The organism is Haloarchaeobius iranensis (assembly GCF_900103505.1).
Classification (GTDB): Archaea; Halobacteriota; Halobacteria; order Halobacteriales; family Natrialbaceae; genus Haloarchaeobius; species Haloarchaeobius iranensis.
The window spans coordinates 79,362-90,901 of the sequence record NZ_FNIA01000009.1; the positions used below are offsets into that span (position 1 = coordinate 79,362).

Here is an 11,540-nt window from a genome sequence, read left to right on the forward strand (position 1 = left end):
CGTCGCACACCGGCCTCGGCCGTCGCGTGGCGAGTGGTCAGAGCACGCCACGCCTGGCCGCGGCTTCGTACAAAAACGACGGGTCAGTTCGTCGTGACGAGCTCGACGACCTCGCGGTGGTCGAGTTCGGTGTCGCCGCCCATCTGTCGCTTTGTCCGGCAGTTGAGCCCGTGGAGGAGGCCGTCGCCGATGTCGGAGTGGAGGTGGTACGCGAAGTCGCTGGTCGTCGAGCCGCCGGGGAGGAGGAAGCAGTCGCGCATCACGCGGCCCTGCTCGTCACCCATCGCTTCGGCACCGCCGGGGAAGACGGCGATGACGCCGAGCTCGTCGAACAGCGCGGCCTCGATGGCCTGCTGGACGCCCGTGCCGCCGAAGGTGGTGACGAACTCGCGGATCTGCTCGAGGCCCTGTTCCTGTTCGTCGGAGATATCCGCGACGATATCGAAGTCGTCGTCGCCGGCGTGGTAGTCGACGACGCCCTGCTCGGCGGCGTTCTTCAGTGCCTTCTCGGCGTGGGCGCTGACGGGGACGAACTGGAGGTGGTCGTAGTCGGGGTCGTCGGTGATCGCGTCCCAGTTCTCCTGGGCGGCGGGCGTGTCCATCTTGTTCGCGGCGACGACCATCGGCTTCGTCCGCTTCCTGATCTCCCGGGCGAGCGCGTGGCGGTCGTCGTCGTCCCAGGTCTCGGGGTCGAGTTCGAGGTCGAGCGCGAGGATGATCTGCTTGATCTCGTCCTTGTTCGTGCCGAAGGCGGACATCTGGTCGGCGAGCTCGATCTCGATGGAGTGGTCGTCCGTCGCCTGGTAGCGGTTCTGGAACTTCTCGATGCCCGTCTCGAGGATGCCGACGTACCACTGGTCGAGCTCGTTCTCGAGGAAGTCGATGTCCTCGCGGGGGTCGTGGTCCTCGGTGGGCTCGCCTTCGAGGTCCGTCTCGCCGGAGAAGTCGACGACGTGGACGAGCACGTCCGTCTCGTTCAGGTCGGTGAGGAACTGGTTGCCGAGGCCGCGCCCCTCGTGGGCACCGGGGACGAGGCCGGCCACGTCGACGAGTTTGGTGGGGACGTAGCGTGTGCCCTCGCGGCAGTAGCCCGTGTCTGGGGTGCAGGACTCGTCGAACTCCGGTGCGGCGCAGTCCACCCGGACGTACGCCTCGCCGATTGAGGGGTCGATGGTCGTGAAGGGGTACGAGCCCTCGGGGACGTCGTTCATCGTCGCGGCGTTGAAGAGCGTCGACTTGCCCACCGAGGGCTTGCCGACGAGACCGATGTTGTAGCTCATTGCACCATCGGACGCAACCGGGCGGCATAAGGCTTGAAATACGCGTTCGCGGTGAATGAGTCTGTCTCGCACGGCTCCCGGTGGTCCCGTTTCCAGCCAGTTCCACCGCGAGAGTGGTCAGTACACGTCGGAACGTCACGGAGGGTTTACAATTTTTGTGACCCTCTCCGACCACGGCACCTTTGCCGTTCCCGCGCCTACCACGTGCTATGAGCGACAGTCCCCAGGAGTCGACGGCCGACGTTCCCGGTTCCGACGCGGAGTGGCGCGAGCAGCTCGACGACGAGGAGTACGAGATACTCCGAAACCAGGGTACAGAGGCGCGATTCTCCGGCGAGTACGTCGACCACTTCGAGGACGGCAAGTACCGCTGCAAGGGCTGTGGCGAGGTGCTGTTCGACTCGGAGACGAAGTTCGACCACGGCTGCGGCTGGCCGTCGTTCTACGCCGCGGACGACGCCAAGGTCGAGAAGCGAGAGGACCTGAGCCACGGGATGCGCCGCATCGAGGTCGTCTGTGCGAACTGCGAGAGCCACCTCGGGCACGTGTTCGACGACGGGCCGGAACCGACGGGCAAGCGCTTCTGTATCAACAGCGTGGCGCTGGAGTTCGAGGACGAGGAGTAGGCGAACACGTCGGACTTCTCAGTCGCGGATCTCGTCGAGCACCCGCGTCCGCGCCGGGACTGCCGTCTGGACGCCCTCCGCCGTGGTCGAGAGCGCGGCGGCGACCGCTGCCCGTTCGACTGCGGCCCGCAGCGCCGCGCCGTCACCGAGCGCGGCCGCGAGGTAGCCCGCGAACACGTCGCCCGCGCCGGTCGTATCGACGGCGTCGACGGTCGGCGAGTCGACGTGGAACGAGTCGTCGACGGTCTCGACCGCGACGCCACGCGCACCGAGCGTCCGGACGACCGTCCCGTCGAAGTCGGCGAGTAGCTCGGCGAGCGCGGCTGCCTCGCTCTCGTTGGGGGTCACTACGTCGACGGCATCGTGGGCGAGCACGCGTTCGGCCCCGTCGGCGGGCGCGGGGTCGTAGACGACCGTCGGCCGCCGCCCGGCAGCCGACAGCTCGTCCAGCGCAGCGAGCGACGCCGCGGCCGGCAGTTCGTTCTGGAGGAGCAGGCAGTCCGCGTCGCGGAGCCGGTCGGCGTGTCGACGGGCGTACGCCGGCGTCACCCGGCCGTTCGCGCCCGCGACGATGGCGATGCGGTTCTCGGCGGTCTCGTCGACGACGATGGCCGCGTAGCCCGTCGGCGCGTCCACGCGCTCGAGGCCGTCGACCGTCACGCCGCGCTCTGCGAGCGTCTCCACGACCGCGTGTTCGGCCTCGTCCTCCCCGACACACCCGAGCAGGCTCGCGTCTGCCCCGGCCGCTGCCGCGGCGACGGCCTGGTTCGCGCCCTTCCCGCCGAGGAACGTCTCCGTGAGGTCGTCGCGGACGGCGGCGGGGACGGCGTCGACGCGCACCGTCTCGCCCGCGTCGGGGAACCAGCCGTGGGCGTCGGCGAGGACTGCGATGCGGTCCTGCGAGAGGTAGCCGACGTGGTCGACGTTGACGCTGCCGAAGCTGACGACCCTGGACATGGTCGCATCGACGCACGGGTGGGCAAAGACGGTTCGGCTGCGTCGGCCACGTTGCCACCTCCGGGCGAACTAAGCCCCGGCGCGGCAGACACCTGCGCATGACCCGTCGCGTCATCGTCGACACGGACACTGCGGGAGACGACACGCAGGCCATCCTGCTCGGGGCGCTCTCCGACGCTATCGAGCTGGAGCTGCTGACCGTCGTCGCGGGCAACGTGGAGTTCGACTACCAGGTCGAGAACGCCAAGTACACGCTCGAGCTGGCCGGCGTCGCCGACGAGGTGCCGGTGTACGAGGGGGCGCGGCGGCCGCTCGTCAAGGAGTTCGAGCACGTCGACCACGTCCACGGCGCCGGCGGGCTCGGCGGCGAGCTGTTCCCGGACACCGGCATCGAATCTGCCGAGGGCTACGGGCCGGACGCCATCGTCGAGGCGGTCCGGGAGTCGCCGGGGGAGCTGACGCTGGTCTGCATCGGCCCGCTGACGAACGTCGCGCTGGCGCTCCGCCGCGAGCCCCGCCTCGGCGACCTCGTCGAGGAGGTCGTCGTGATGGGCGGTGCGGTGAACACGCTCGGGAACGACACGCCGTCGGCGGAGTTCAACTTCTGGGTGGACCCCGACGCCGCGAAGGTCGTCATGCGCGAGCTGGACGTGACGCTGCTCGACTGGGGGCTGACGATGCGACAGGCGACGCTCGAGTCCGACGAGCTCGCACCCATCGAGGACGCGGACACGCCCTACGCCGACTTCTTCACCGAGATCACGGCGCACCTGCGCGAGTTCAGCGAGGAGCGCTTCGGCTCGGACGCGACCACGCAGCCGGACTCGCTCGCGATGGCGACGGTCGTCGAGCCGGACCTCGTGACCGAGGCACCGGTGTACCACGTCGACGTGGACGAGCGCGAGGGGCTCACTCGGGGCTACAGCCTGGTCGACGAGCTCGACATCACCGAGGGCGAGGCCCGCACCCGCGTCGTCGAGTCAATCGACGAGGACCGCTTCAAGACCATCTTCACCGACATGCTGCTGCACGGCGACCCGGACCGGTCGCGGTGAGCGGCCGGGGACGGACGGGGCGACCCACCCTCAGCGGCCGCGCAGCCGGAGCCCGATGCCGTCGGGGTCCGTGAGCGCGACGCCAGCGCCCTCCTCGAGCTGGCGGACGGCGACGTCGGCGTCACGGAGGCTGTCTTCGACGGCGTCGAGCGCCGAACCGTCCGGCACGAGCAGTTCGTACCAGTCGAGCCCGCGTCCGGTCGGCGGGTCCTGCCGGTTCTGCCACGTGTTCAGGCCGACGTGGTGGTGGTAGTCGCCGGCCGCGAGGAACACTGCGGCATCCGTGTACCGTTGCCTGACGTTCAGCCCGAGCGTGTCGACGTAGAACCGTTCTGCTGCGGGCAGGTCGCTCACAGACAGGTGGACGTGGCCGACCGTCGCCTCGTCGGGGACGCCCGCGCTCCCACAGGCCAGGTCGGCGAGGGCGTCGACGTCGAGCGGGTCCACGCCCATCCGGACGCGCCCGTCGTCGGTCACCGGCCACTCCGCTCGGGGGCGGTCGCGGTACAGTTCGACGCCGTTGCCCTCGGGGTCGGTGAGGTACAGCGCCTCGCTCACGCCGTGGTCGGAGGCGCCGTCGAGTCGCCACCGGTCACGGACGCGACGGAGCACCTCGGCGAGTGTCGACCGTGCGGGGAGCAGGAACGCGACGTGGTAGAGCCCCGTCTCGGTGCCGGTCCGTTCGGGTGCGTCGGGGGCCGCGCGGAACTCCAGCAACGGTTCGTCCGGGGTGCCGAGCGTCGCACCCTCGCCGTCTCGCGCTCTGACGACGAGTCCGAGCACGTCCCGGTAGAAGGAGACCTGTCGGTCGAGGTCCGTCACGGCGAGCGCGACCCGACCGGGGCGCGTACCGTCCGGCAACCCTGGCGCGGTCCCTGTCGATGGGGCCCTGTCGCCGTCGTTCATCGTCCGTACGAGGCGGCCGACGGACAAAAACGCTCCTGCCGGTGGGCCGATAGGAGCCACCCATCGGGGTCGGGCTGCCACAAACCTCTCCCGTGAGGCGTGGCAAGCGGCCGGCGTGCTCTCAACTCGTCGCATCGGTACCGAGCGACGCCAGCGTGCGGTCTCCCCGGTCGTCGGGAGCATTCTCCTCGTGGCCATCGCTGTCATGCTTGCCGCGCTCACGTTCTTCATCGCGGGTGGGTTCGCCGACGACACCCCGCCGGCCCCCCAGGCCTCCCTCGACCTCCAGCCCAGCGAGGGAGCCGCCGGCTCCGAGCTCGTCCTCAGGGGCGGCGAGACGCTCGGAGACGGCGAGGGTCGGGTCGTCGTCGAGGGGATCGCCGACCCCGACGTGTTGCAGAACGAGACGCTGACGCTCGGCGACCCGGTGTCGGTCTACCCGGTCGACGAGGCCGTGACGGTGTACTGGCACAGCCCGGAGAGCGACGAGAGCTACGAGCTCGCGTCGTTCGACGCCGACCCCGTCCCGTCGCGGCTCCAGCCGGAGGTCGGCTGTCCGTGGGTGCAGAACGAGACCGCCGGTGGCACGGGCGACGTCACCGTCGACGTCGTCGTCGACTGTGACGTGACCACGGCCGGCGACGTGGACATCGTCTCGGGTGGTGCGGTCCTCGGCGACGTCGACGCAGCGCAGCTCGACGCGACGAACGGGACCATCACCGGGGACGTGGACAGCGGGGGTGACGCGGACCTCACGAACACGACCGTCGGCGGCGACCTGACCGCCACCACCCAGGTGACCGGCGACACGGGCTCGGTCGTCGAGGGCTCGGTCGTCGGCAACAGCGTGGACTTCACCGACTCCGAGGTCGGCGGCGGCATCGACAGCAACACCTACGTGGACCTTACCGACACCAGCGTCGGGGGTCCCATCGACGCCGACGGCGACGTGACCATCGACACCGGCACCACCGTCACTGCGGACGTCGTCGGGGACAACGTCGTCGTGAGCGACTCGACCGTCGAGGGAGCGGTCGTCAGCCCCGGCGACGTGAGCCTGACGAGCGCGACGGTCACGGTCGAGGTGTACCTCGACGGGTCGTTCTCGTGCAGCGGAAGCACGGTCGACGGCGTCGGGTGTGGACCGTACTCCCCGGAGGACGAGAGCGACTACTCGCTGGCTCCGGTCGACGGTCCGCTGGCCTCAGTCGTCCGCCGATGACCCACCGCCGATGACGGCCTGGTTGCTCGCGACGACGGACTCGTTGTTCGCGACCCACCGGAGCAGGAGGAACGCGAACACGTACTTCGCGAGGATGTCGAGCCCCGAGTAGCCCCACGAGGTGGCACCCACGCTCAGGATTGCCAGCCCCTCCGAGCCGAGCGCCCAGAGGACCGGGTAGCCGAACCAGAGCACGACGGTGAGATTCTTCAGGGTGCCGAATATCTCGTCGGTGCCCGCGGCGCGCGCGTCGTCCGGCCACTCGAACAGCAGGACGTAGACGACCGCGAGGAAGAACGCACAGCTGACGCCGTAGAACAGCCAGCGGTACAGCACAGAGGAGTTCGTCAGCGCGGCCGCCAGCCCGGTGATGCACATCGCGATGTCCATCGTGATGGCCGTGAACAGCTTCGTGAAGTCGGTGCCGGCGAGGAGCCCCAGCGCCGCCAGGATGGCGGGTGTCGAGAACGTCCAGGTGAGGTAGCGGCCCCAGGGCGAGAGTATCTGTCCCTCGCCCGCCAGAGCGTGCCCCGACGGCATCTCGAGGAAGCCGACGGTCAGGCCCGACGCCAGCCCGATGTACGACGAGATCGAGACGAGCGGCACGAGTAGCGTCGCGACCCAGATGAGCTTCGCGCGCGAGTCCTCGACGTCACGGCCCATGTAGACGAACAGTAGTATCGCCACGCCGGCCAGGGCGATGTTCGCCCAGAACGACGAGTAGAGCAGGTCGTTGTTCTGTATCTCGGTCAGTGCGTCCCCCTGCGTCTGGAGTTCGAGTACAGTCTGTGCGGCGGTCGGTATCTCCGCGGTTGCTGGTTCGATCATTGTCGTGTCCATGTGGTGTGCTGTGGCCGGACGTGTCGTCGTCGACACCGCCGCAGCCATACCCCATGGTACCATGCACCGACCTAAAAATAGGGAACCTGACCAGTTGTGTCCGCGAGGTGTTGCCCCGGTCCACCCGCTCCGGAGACACTCGCGCGACAGGAACGGTGAGATATTTGACGCTGCCGGTCGACCTGCCGGCCAACGGAGCCCTCGACTATGCGGCGAGCCGATGACCCGACCGTCAGCGTCGTCGTCCCGGCACGGAACGAGGCCGACTACATCGGCGACTGCCTCGACAGCATCATCGCCGTCGACACCGACCACACCTACGAGATACTCGTCGTCGACGGCGACAGTCGGGACGGGACCGCCACCATCGCCCGAGACCACGGCGTACAGGTCGTACCGGGGCGGGGGACCGGCATCGGCGCCGGCCGGCACCGGGGAGCACGGGTCGCCAGCGGCGACTGGCTGGCGTTCGTCGACGCCGACACGACGGTCGACCCCGACTGGCTCGACGAACTGCTCGGCTTCGCCCGCGAGCACGACCTCGTCGCGGCCTCGTCGCGCTGTCGGATGCCGGGCGTCCGCGCGAGTTTCGTCCGGGGCACCATCAACCGGGTGTTCCCGCACCTCTCGCGACCCGTCCTCCCAGGCTTCAACTTCTTCGTCGACACGGAGACGTACGCCGAGGCCGGTGGCTTCCCGAACGTCCCCAACGAGGACACCGCGTTCAGCCGCCGCCTCTCCGCCCACGGCGATGTCGCGTACCACCCCGACGCCCTCGTCGAGACCTCCCCCCGTCGCGTCGCGGAGTCGGGACTCACGGGCACGCTGTACCACTACGTCAAGCTCGACGTCGGGCGGCTCCGGAGCTGGTACGGCTCCGGCGAGAACGAAGATGTGAGTGCGACCCGATCGTGAGTTACCGCCTCCTGCTTACAGCGCGTCGACGATGTTCAGGTAGCCGCTGCCGTAGTACGTCTTGTCGTAGCCCGACGGGACGTCGGCGGCCCGCTTGAGCGCCGACTCGACCTGGTTGGCGTTGTAGTCTGGGTTCGCGCTCTTGACCAGCGCGGCCGCGCCGGCGACGTTCGGTGCGGCCATCGAGGTGCCGGCCTTCCAGCCGTAGCCGGGCACCTGGGTGTCCGGCTCACCGTCACCGTCGGTGTCCTCGTACGAGAACACCGTGTTGAACACGAGGTCGTTGGACCAGGGGACGCCGGTCCCGATGGCGTCGAGATCTGCGTCGCCGCCCGGCGCGCCGAGCGTGATGGCGTTCGTCCCGTAGTTCGTGTAGAACGCCGGGCTCTCGGGCGGCGACTCGTCCTCGGCGTTCCACCCGTAGCCGATTGGTCCGGTGGCCGCCACGGAGAGCGCCTGTGCCCCCTCGTTGGGCAGGCTGATGAGGTTCCCGTCGTGCTGGAGGTCGGCGCTGTCGTTGCCGGCCGCGATGACGAGCAGCGTGCCCTCCTTGTTCGCGTAGGTCATGGTGCTGTTGAGCACCTTCCCGTAGAACGAGCCGAGCGACTGGCGCGGAACCGGGTACGCGCCGAGTGAGAGGTTCGCGACGTCGGCGTCGACGTTCGCACTGTAGACAACCGCCGCGAGGATGTCCGCGAACGAAGCACCGCCCTCGGCGGAGAACACCCGGCAGTCCACCAGGTCGGTCTTCGGCGCGGTGCCGTTCACGCCGATGCCGCCGCCGTTGTCGGCCGCGACGATGCCCGCCACGTGTGTGCCGTGGTCGCCCCCGCCGACGGGGTTGTGGTCGCCGCCGTCGTCCGTGAAGTTCCGCGAGAGCTCGACGTTCAACGGCCCCGCGAGGTCCGGGTGGGTCTCCAGTACCCCGGAGTCGATGACGGCGACGCGCGTGCCCTCACCCTCCGTCGTCTCGTGCGCCTCGGACACGTTCAGGTCGGCCTTGTCCCACTGCAGGAAGTCACCCGGCTGTCCCTGGTAGTCCGAGGCGTCGAACGTGGGTACCTCCGCGTTCGTCTCCGGCTCGTTCAGTTCGAGTTCGATGTCGGGCGCGAAGGCCTTGACGCCGCTTGACGACGCCAGAACATCCTCGTCGCCGGTGACGACGGCCAGGTCCGTCCCCGGCATCTCGTGGACCACGTCGACACCCCCCGGTAGTCCTCGTCCCTTGGTCTGGACGATGAACCGATCCGCCGATGTCGCCGCCGTGACCGTGGTTCCGACCGCGATTCCGCCGAGCAGTGCCCCACTGACCTTGATAACGTCTCTCCTGGTACTATGTACCATGATGCTATCTGGCGAGCGGTCGGCCATAAAACTTATCTAATTAAACTGGTCCTGCCGGTAGTTCGATTCGTCGCCGCGGTAACCGCCAGCAGCCTCACTTTTCGAACCGGCAGCCGTGCGGTTCTCGGCCGGATTTTGACCGCACCCCGGCGGTGGACATCGACCTCTATCGTCGGACACGGAGCCACGCGACGTTCGCCTCGTGGGCGTCGAGGTGCTCCCAGTTCGCCTGACCGCCAAGGAGTGACTGAGCGCCACGGGCACCGTGGGCGCGCTACTCGTCGAGACGGTCGCAGGACGGGTCCGGCTCACCGGCCGCGGCGGGGCCGAACGTCTCCTCGGCGTCGTCCAACAGCACCTCGCGACCGGCGAACGGCTCGGCGACGACCGCGACGTTGGTCCCGTGGTCGTCCAGGTGGGCCTCGACGGCGGTCGCCGGGTCCTCGAACAGATGACCCAGGCCGGCGGTCGACGGGTCGTCTACGGAGATGCTCACGACGGCCCCATCATCGCCGTACACGGGCCCATTACATCAGGTCGCTCAACCGTGGCGACCCGACGGGGATGGGTTCGACGGGTTCAGATGCCGCCGTGCATCGCCTCGTTCTCGTCGTCGGCGAGGTTCCGGCAGCGGCTGGTGTCGGTGCTGCTGAACTGCCGCTGACACTGGGCGGTCCAGGAGACGTCGGTGGAGGGCGAGTCACGTTCGGACTCGCTCGTCGGTTCTGGTCGGGAGAAGTCGGTCGACTCGTCGATGTGCGGGCTCGTGCTGGTCGCGTCGGGCGTGGCGTCGGTGCGTGTGCTCATGTGGTGCGTCGTCTGGGTGGTGTGGTGGTCGTCTGCTGGCGATTCCGTGTCGGTCGGGCCGGGCGTGCCGCGAGTACGTGACTCATCGTGTCCCTACCTCCGCACCAGTCTATCATAAATGTTCATGTTGGTGTCGGGCTTGCCGGGCCCCTCCGCTTCGGCGTCCCCGGAGTCGCAACCGGATACGAGAACGCAACCGAACACCCTTGCCGTAGCGGCCCGTACGTCCAGTAATGCGTGTTCTCGTCGTTGGCGCGACCGGGTTCGTGGGCGGTCGACTCGTCGAATCGTTGTGCTCGGCCGGTCACGAAGTCGTCGCCTTCTCCCGGAGTGCGAGTCGGTCGGAGTTCCCCGACGAGGTCGAGATATTCGAGGGCGACCTCGGCGACCCGGCGTCGCTGGACGGGCTCTGTGAGGGCATCGACGCGGCCTACTACCTGGTTCACTCGCTGACGGCCGAGAACTTCGCGGAGCTGGACCGGACCTACGCCCGCCGGTTCCGGGAGGTGGCGTCGGCGGCCGGTGTCGACAGGGTGGTCTACCTGAGCGGTATCAGCGGCGACGAGCGGAACCTCTCACCGCACCTCGCCTCCCGCCGAGAGGTCGAGTCCGTGCTCGAGTCCGGGCGCTTCGACCTGACCGTCCTCCGTGCGGCGATCATCATCGGCGCCGGCAGCGCGAGCTTCCGCATCGTCGACGACCTCACCGACCGGCTGCCAGTGATGACGGTGCCGAAGTGGGTGCGGACGCCGTGTCAGCCCATCGGCATCGACGACGCCGTCGCCTACCTTGTCGGCGTTCTCGACGTCGACGAGACCAGAGGCGGTATCTACGATATCGGCGCGCCGACGGTGTGGTCCTACGAGTCCCTGCTGAAGTTGACCGCGAGGGAGAAGGGCAAGCGCGTCCTGATCGTGCCGGTGCCGGTGATGTCACCGGCGCTCTCCTCGCACTGGCTCCGGCTGACGACCGACGTCCAGTACGCCATCGCCCGGCCGCTGGTCGAGAGCATGCGGAACCCCGTGACGGTCGACCCAGAGCGGGACCTGCAGTCGGTCGTTCCCATCGAGCAGACGTCGGTCGAGGCGGCGGTCCGGCAGGCGCTCGCCGAGGGCTGATCAGGGCTCCCCGGCGCCGGCCTCCCGGACGGGTATCTCCTGGACCTGCCGGAGTGCCGCGAGGTGGGCCGCGGCCCCCGCCGACAGCGGGAAGGTACCGTCGAGGTCTGCCACCGTCCGCCCGTGGACCAGCCGGCCGAGCGGAGCGCCCCCGACCGCGTAGGTGCGTTTCAGCCTGTCGACGAGCGGGCCGGCGACCCCAGCCCGGCGCAGGATTCGCCCGACGGTCTCCTGGCCGACGTGGACGAAGTCTCCCTCGACCAGGATGAACGCGAAGGGTCGGGCATCGAACTGCGCCTCCAGGAACGCCTGCACCGGCTCGGCGTCCCAGCGAACGGCCACGAGGTCGTCCGTCCGACGGGTCACCGCCTCGGCGGCAGCCCGGAACAGGGCGTTGCTACCGTCGTAGACGAGGAGCGACTTTCTCACGACCCCGCTAGGTTCGTCGCCACTTTGAGTGTTTGCAAGGC

Annotated in this window: 13 protein-coding genes; 5 read left to right on the forward strand and 8 right to left on the reverse strand. The window is 68.9% G+C overall.

The features are described 5' to 3' along the window. Nucleotides 1-83: 83 nt before the first annotated feature. Complete coding sequence (locus BLT27_RS09730; RefSeq protein ID WP_089733319.1) at nucleotides 84-1,280, reverse strand: redox-regulated ATPase YchF; 1,197 nt, start codon at nucleotides 1,278-1,280, stop codon at nucleotides 84-86. 209 nt (nucleotides 1,281-1,489) lie between these two features. Here BLT27_RS09730 and msrB point away from each other — a divergent pair, with 209 nt between their 5' ends. Beyond that, complete coding sequence (gene msrB / locus BLT27_RS09735) at nucleotides 1,490-1,906, forward strand: peptide-methionine (R)-S-oxide reductase MsrB (RefSeq protein ID WP_089733321.1); 417 nt, start codon at nucleotides 1,490-1,492, stop codon at nucleotides 1,904-1,906. Nucleotides 1,907-1,924: 18 nt separating this feature from the next. On the opposite strand, the gene BLT27_RS09740 is transcribed toward msrB, so the two are convergent. Continuing rightward, nucleotides 1,925-2,863, reverse strand: a complete 939-nt coding sequence (locus tag BLT27_RS09740) for a PfkB family carbohydrate kinase (RefSeq protein ID WP_089733323.1) — start codon at nucleotides 2,861-2,863, stop codon at nucleotides 1,925-1,927. Nucleotides 2,864-2,961: 98 nt separating this feature from the next. Here BLT27_RS09740 and BLT27_RS09745 point away from each other — a divergent pair, with 98 nt between their 5' ends. Then, the gene (locus BLT27_RS09745) at nucleotides 2,962-3,918 is read left to right on the forward strand and encodes a nucleoside hydrolase (protein WP_089733325.1); all 957 of its coding nucleotides are present in this window, start codon (nucleotides 2,962-2,964) and stop codon (nucleotides 3,916-3,918) included. Between the two features lie 30 nt (nucleotides 3,919-3,948). On the opposite strand, the gene BLT27_RS09750 is transcribed toward BLT27_RS09745, so the two are convergent. Further along, entirely contained in the window at nucleotides 3,949-4,824 is an 876-nt protein-coding gene (locus BLT27_RS09750) for a VOC family protein (protein WP_089733327.1), read from the reverse strand. A gap of 115 nt (nucleotides 4,825-4,939) precedes the next feature. On the opposite strand from BLT27_RS09750, the gene BLT27_RS19095 reads away from it, so the two are divergent. Beyond that, on the forward strand, nucleotides 4,940-6,046 hold the full coding sequence (locus tag BLT27_RS19095) for a type IV pilin domain-containing protein (RefSeq protein ID WP_139172291.1): 1,107 nt from the start codon (nucleotides 4,940-4,942) through the stop codon (nucleotides 6,044-6,046). On the opposite strand, the gene BLT27_RS09760 is transcribed toward BLT27_RS19095, so the two are convergent. After that, nucleotides 6,029-6,874 (reverse strand): bacteriorhodopsin, encoded by an 846-nt coding sequence (locus BLT27_RS09760; RefSeq protein ID WP_089733501.1) that lies wholly within the window; start codon nucleotides 6,872-6,874, stop codon nucleotides 6,029-6,031. The two genes, BLT27_RS19095 and BLT27_RS09760, sit on opposite strands and share 18 nt — an antisense overlap. Before the next feature lie 219 nt (nucleotides 6,875-7,093). Here BLT27_RS09760 and BLT27_RS09765 point away from each other — a divergent pair, with 219 nt between their 5' ends. Then, the gene (locus BLT27_RS09765) at nucleotides 7,094-7,801 is read left to right on the forward strand and encodes a glycosyltransferase family 2 protein (RefSeq protein WP_089733329.1); all 708 of its coding nucleotides are present in this window, start codon (nucleotides 7,094-7,096) and stop codon (nucleotides 7,799-7,801) included. A gap of 15 nt (nucleotides 7,802-7,816) precedes the next feature. Here BLT27_RS09765 and BLT27_RS09770 read toward each other — a convergent pair whose 3' ends face one another. The 3 genes from BLT27_RS09770 to BLT27_RS09780 all read right to left on the reverse strand — a co-directional run bounded on the left by BLT27_RS09770 (nucleotide 7,817) and on the right by BLT27_RS09780 (nucleotide 9,952). Continuing rightward, a complete protein-coding gene (locus BLT27_RS09770) occupies nucleotides 7,817-9,145 on the reverse strand; it encodes a S8 family serine peptidase (RefSeq protein WP_089733331.1) in 1,329 nt (442 codons plus the stop codon). 274 nt (nucleotides 9,146-9,419) lie between these two features. Next, entirely contained in the window at nucleotides 9,420-9,665 is a 246-nt protein-coding gene (locus BLT27_RS09775; RefSeq protein ID WP_089733332.1) for a hypothetical protein, read from the reverse strand. A 59-nt stretch (nucleotides 9,666-9,724) separates the two neighbouring features. Beyond that, nucleotides 9,725-9,952 carry a hypothetical protein gene (locus BLT27_RS09780; RefSeq protein WP_089733334.1) on the reverse strand — a complete coding sequence of 76 codons (228 nt, stop codon included), beginning with the start codon at nucleotides 9,950-9,952 and terminating at the stop codon, nucleotides 9,725-9,727. A 233-nt stretch (nucleotides 9,953-10,185) separates the two neighbouring features. Here BLT27_RS09780 and BLT27_RS09785 point away from each other — a divergent pair, with 233 nt between their 5' ends. Next, the gene (locus BLT27_RS09785) at nucleotides 10,186-11,070 is read left to right on the forward strand and encodes an NAD(P)H-binding protein (protein ID WP_089733336.1); all 885 of its coding nucleotides are present in this window, start codon (nucleotides 10,186-10,188) and stop codon (nucleotides 11,068-11,070) included. Here BLT27_RS09785 and BLT27_RS09790 read toward each other — a convergent pair whose 3' ends face one another. Beyond that, the gene (locus tag BLT27_RS09790) at nucleotides 11,071-11,499 is read right to left on the reverse strand and encodes a hypothetical protein (RefSeq protein WP_089733338.1); all 429 of its coding nucleotides are present in this window, start codon (nucleotides 11,497-11,499) and stop codon (nucleotides 11,071-11,073) included. Nucleotides 11,500-11,540 lie beyond the last annotated feature (41 nt).

Bases quoted from the DNA above. Each gene is read 5' to 3' on its own strand.
- BLT27_RS09760 (WP_089733501.1), bottom strand. From the start codon at position 6,874: ATGATCGAACCAGCAACCGCGGAGATACCGACCGCCGCACAGACTGTA.
- BLT27_RS09740 (WP_089733323.1), bottom strand. From the start codon at position 2,863: ATGTCCAGGGTCGTCAGCTTCGGCAGCGTCAACGTCGACCACGTCGGC.
- BLT27_RS09765 (WP_089733329.1), top strand. From the start codon at position 7,094: ATGCGGCGAGCCGATGACCCGACCGTCAGCGTCGTCGTCCCGGCACGG.
- BLT27_RS09730 (WP_089733319.1), bottom strand. From the start codon at position 1,280: ATGAGCTACAACATCGGTCTCGTCGGCAAGCCCTCGGTGGGCAAGTCG.
- BLT27_RS09785 (WP_089733336.1), top strand. From the start codon at position 10,186: ATGCGTGTTCTCGTCGTTGGCGCGACCGGGTTCGTGGGCGGTCGACTC.
- BLT27_RS09745 (WP_089733325.1), top strand. From the start codon at position 2,962: ATGACCCGTCGCGTCATCGTCGACACGGACACTGCGGGAGACGACACG.
- BLT27_RS09750 (WP_089733327.1), bottom strand. From the start codon at position 4,824: ATGAACGACGGCGACAGGGCCCCATCGACAGGGACCGCGCCAGGGTTG.
- BLT27_RS09770 (WP_089733331.1), bottom strand. From the start codon at position 9,145: ATGGTACATAGTACCAGGAGAGACGTTATCAAGGTCAGTGGGGCACTG.
- msrB (WP_089733321.1), top strand. From the start codon at position 1,490: ATGAGCGACAGTCCCCAGGAGTCGACGGCCGACGTTCCCGGTTCCGAC.
- BLT27_RS09780 (WP_089733334.1), bottom strand. From the start codon at position 9,952: ATGAGCACACGCACCGACGCCACGCCCGACGCGACCAGCACGAGCCCG.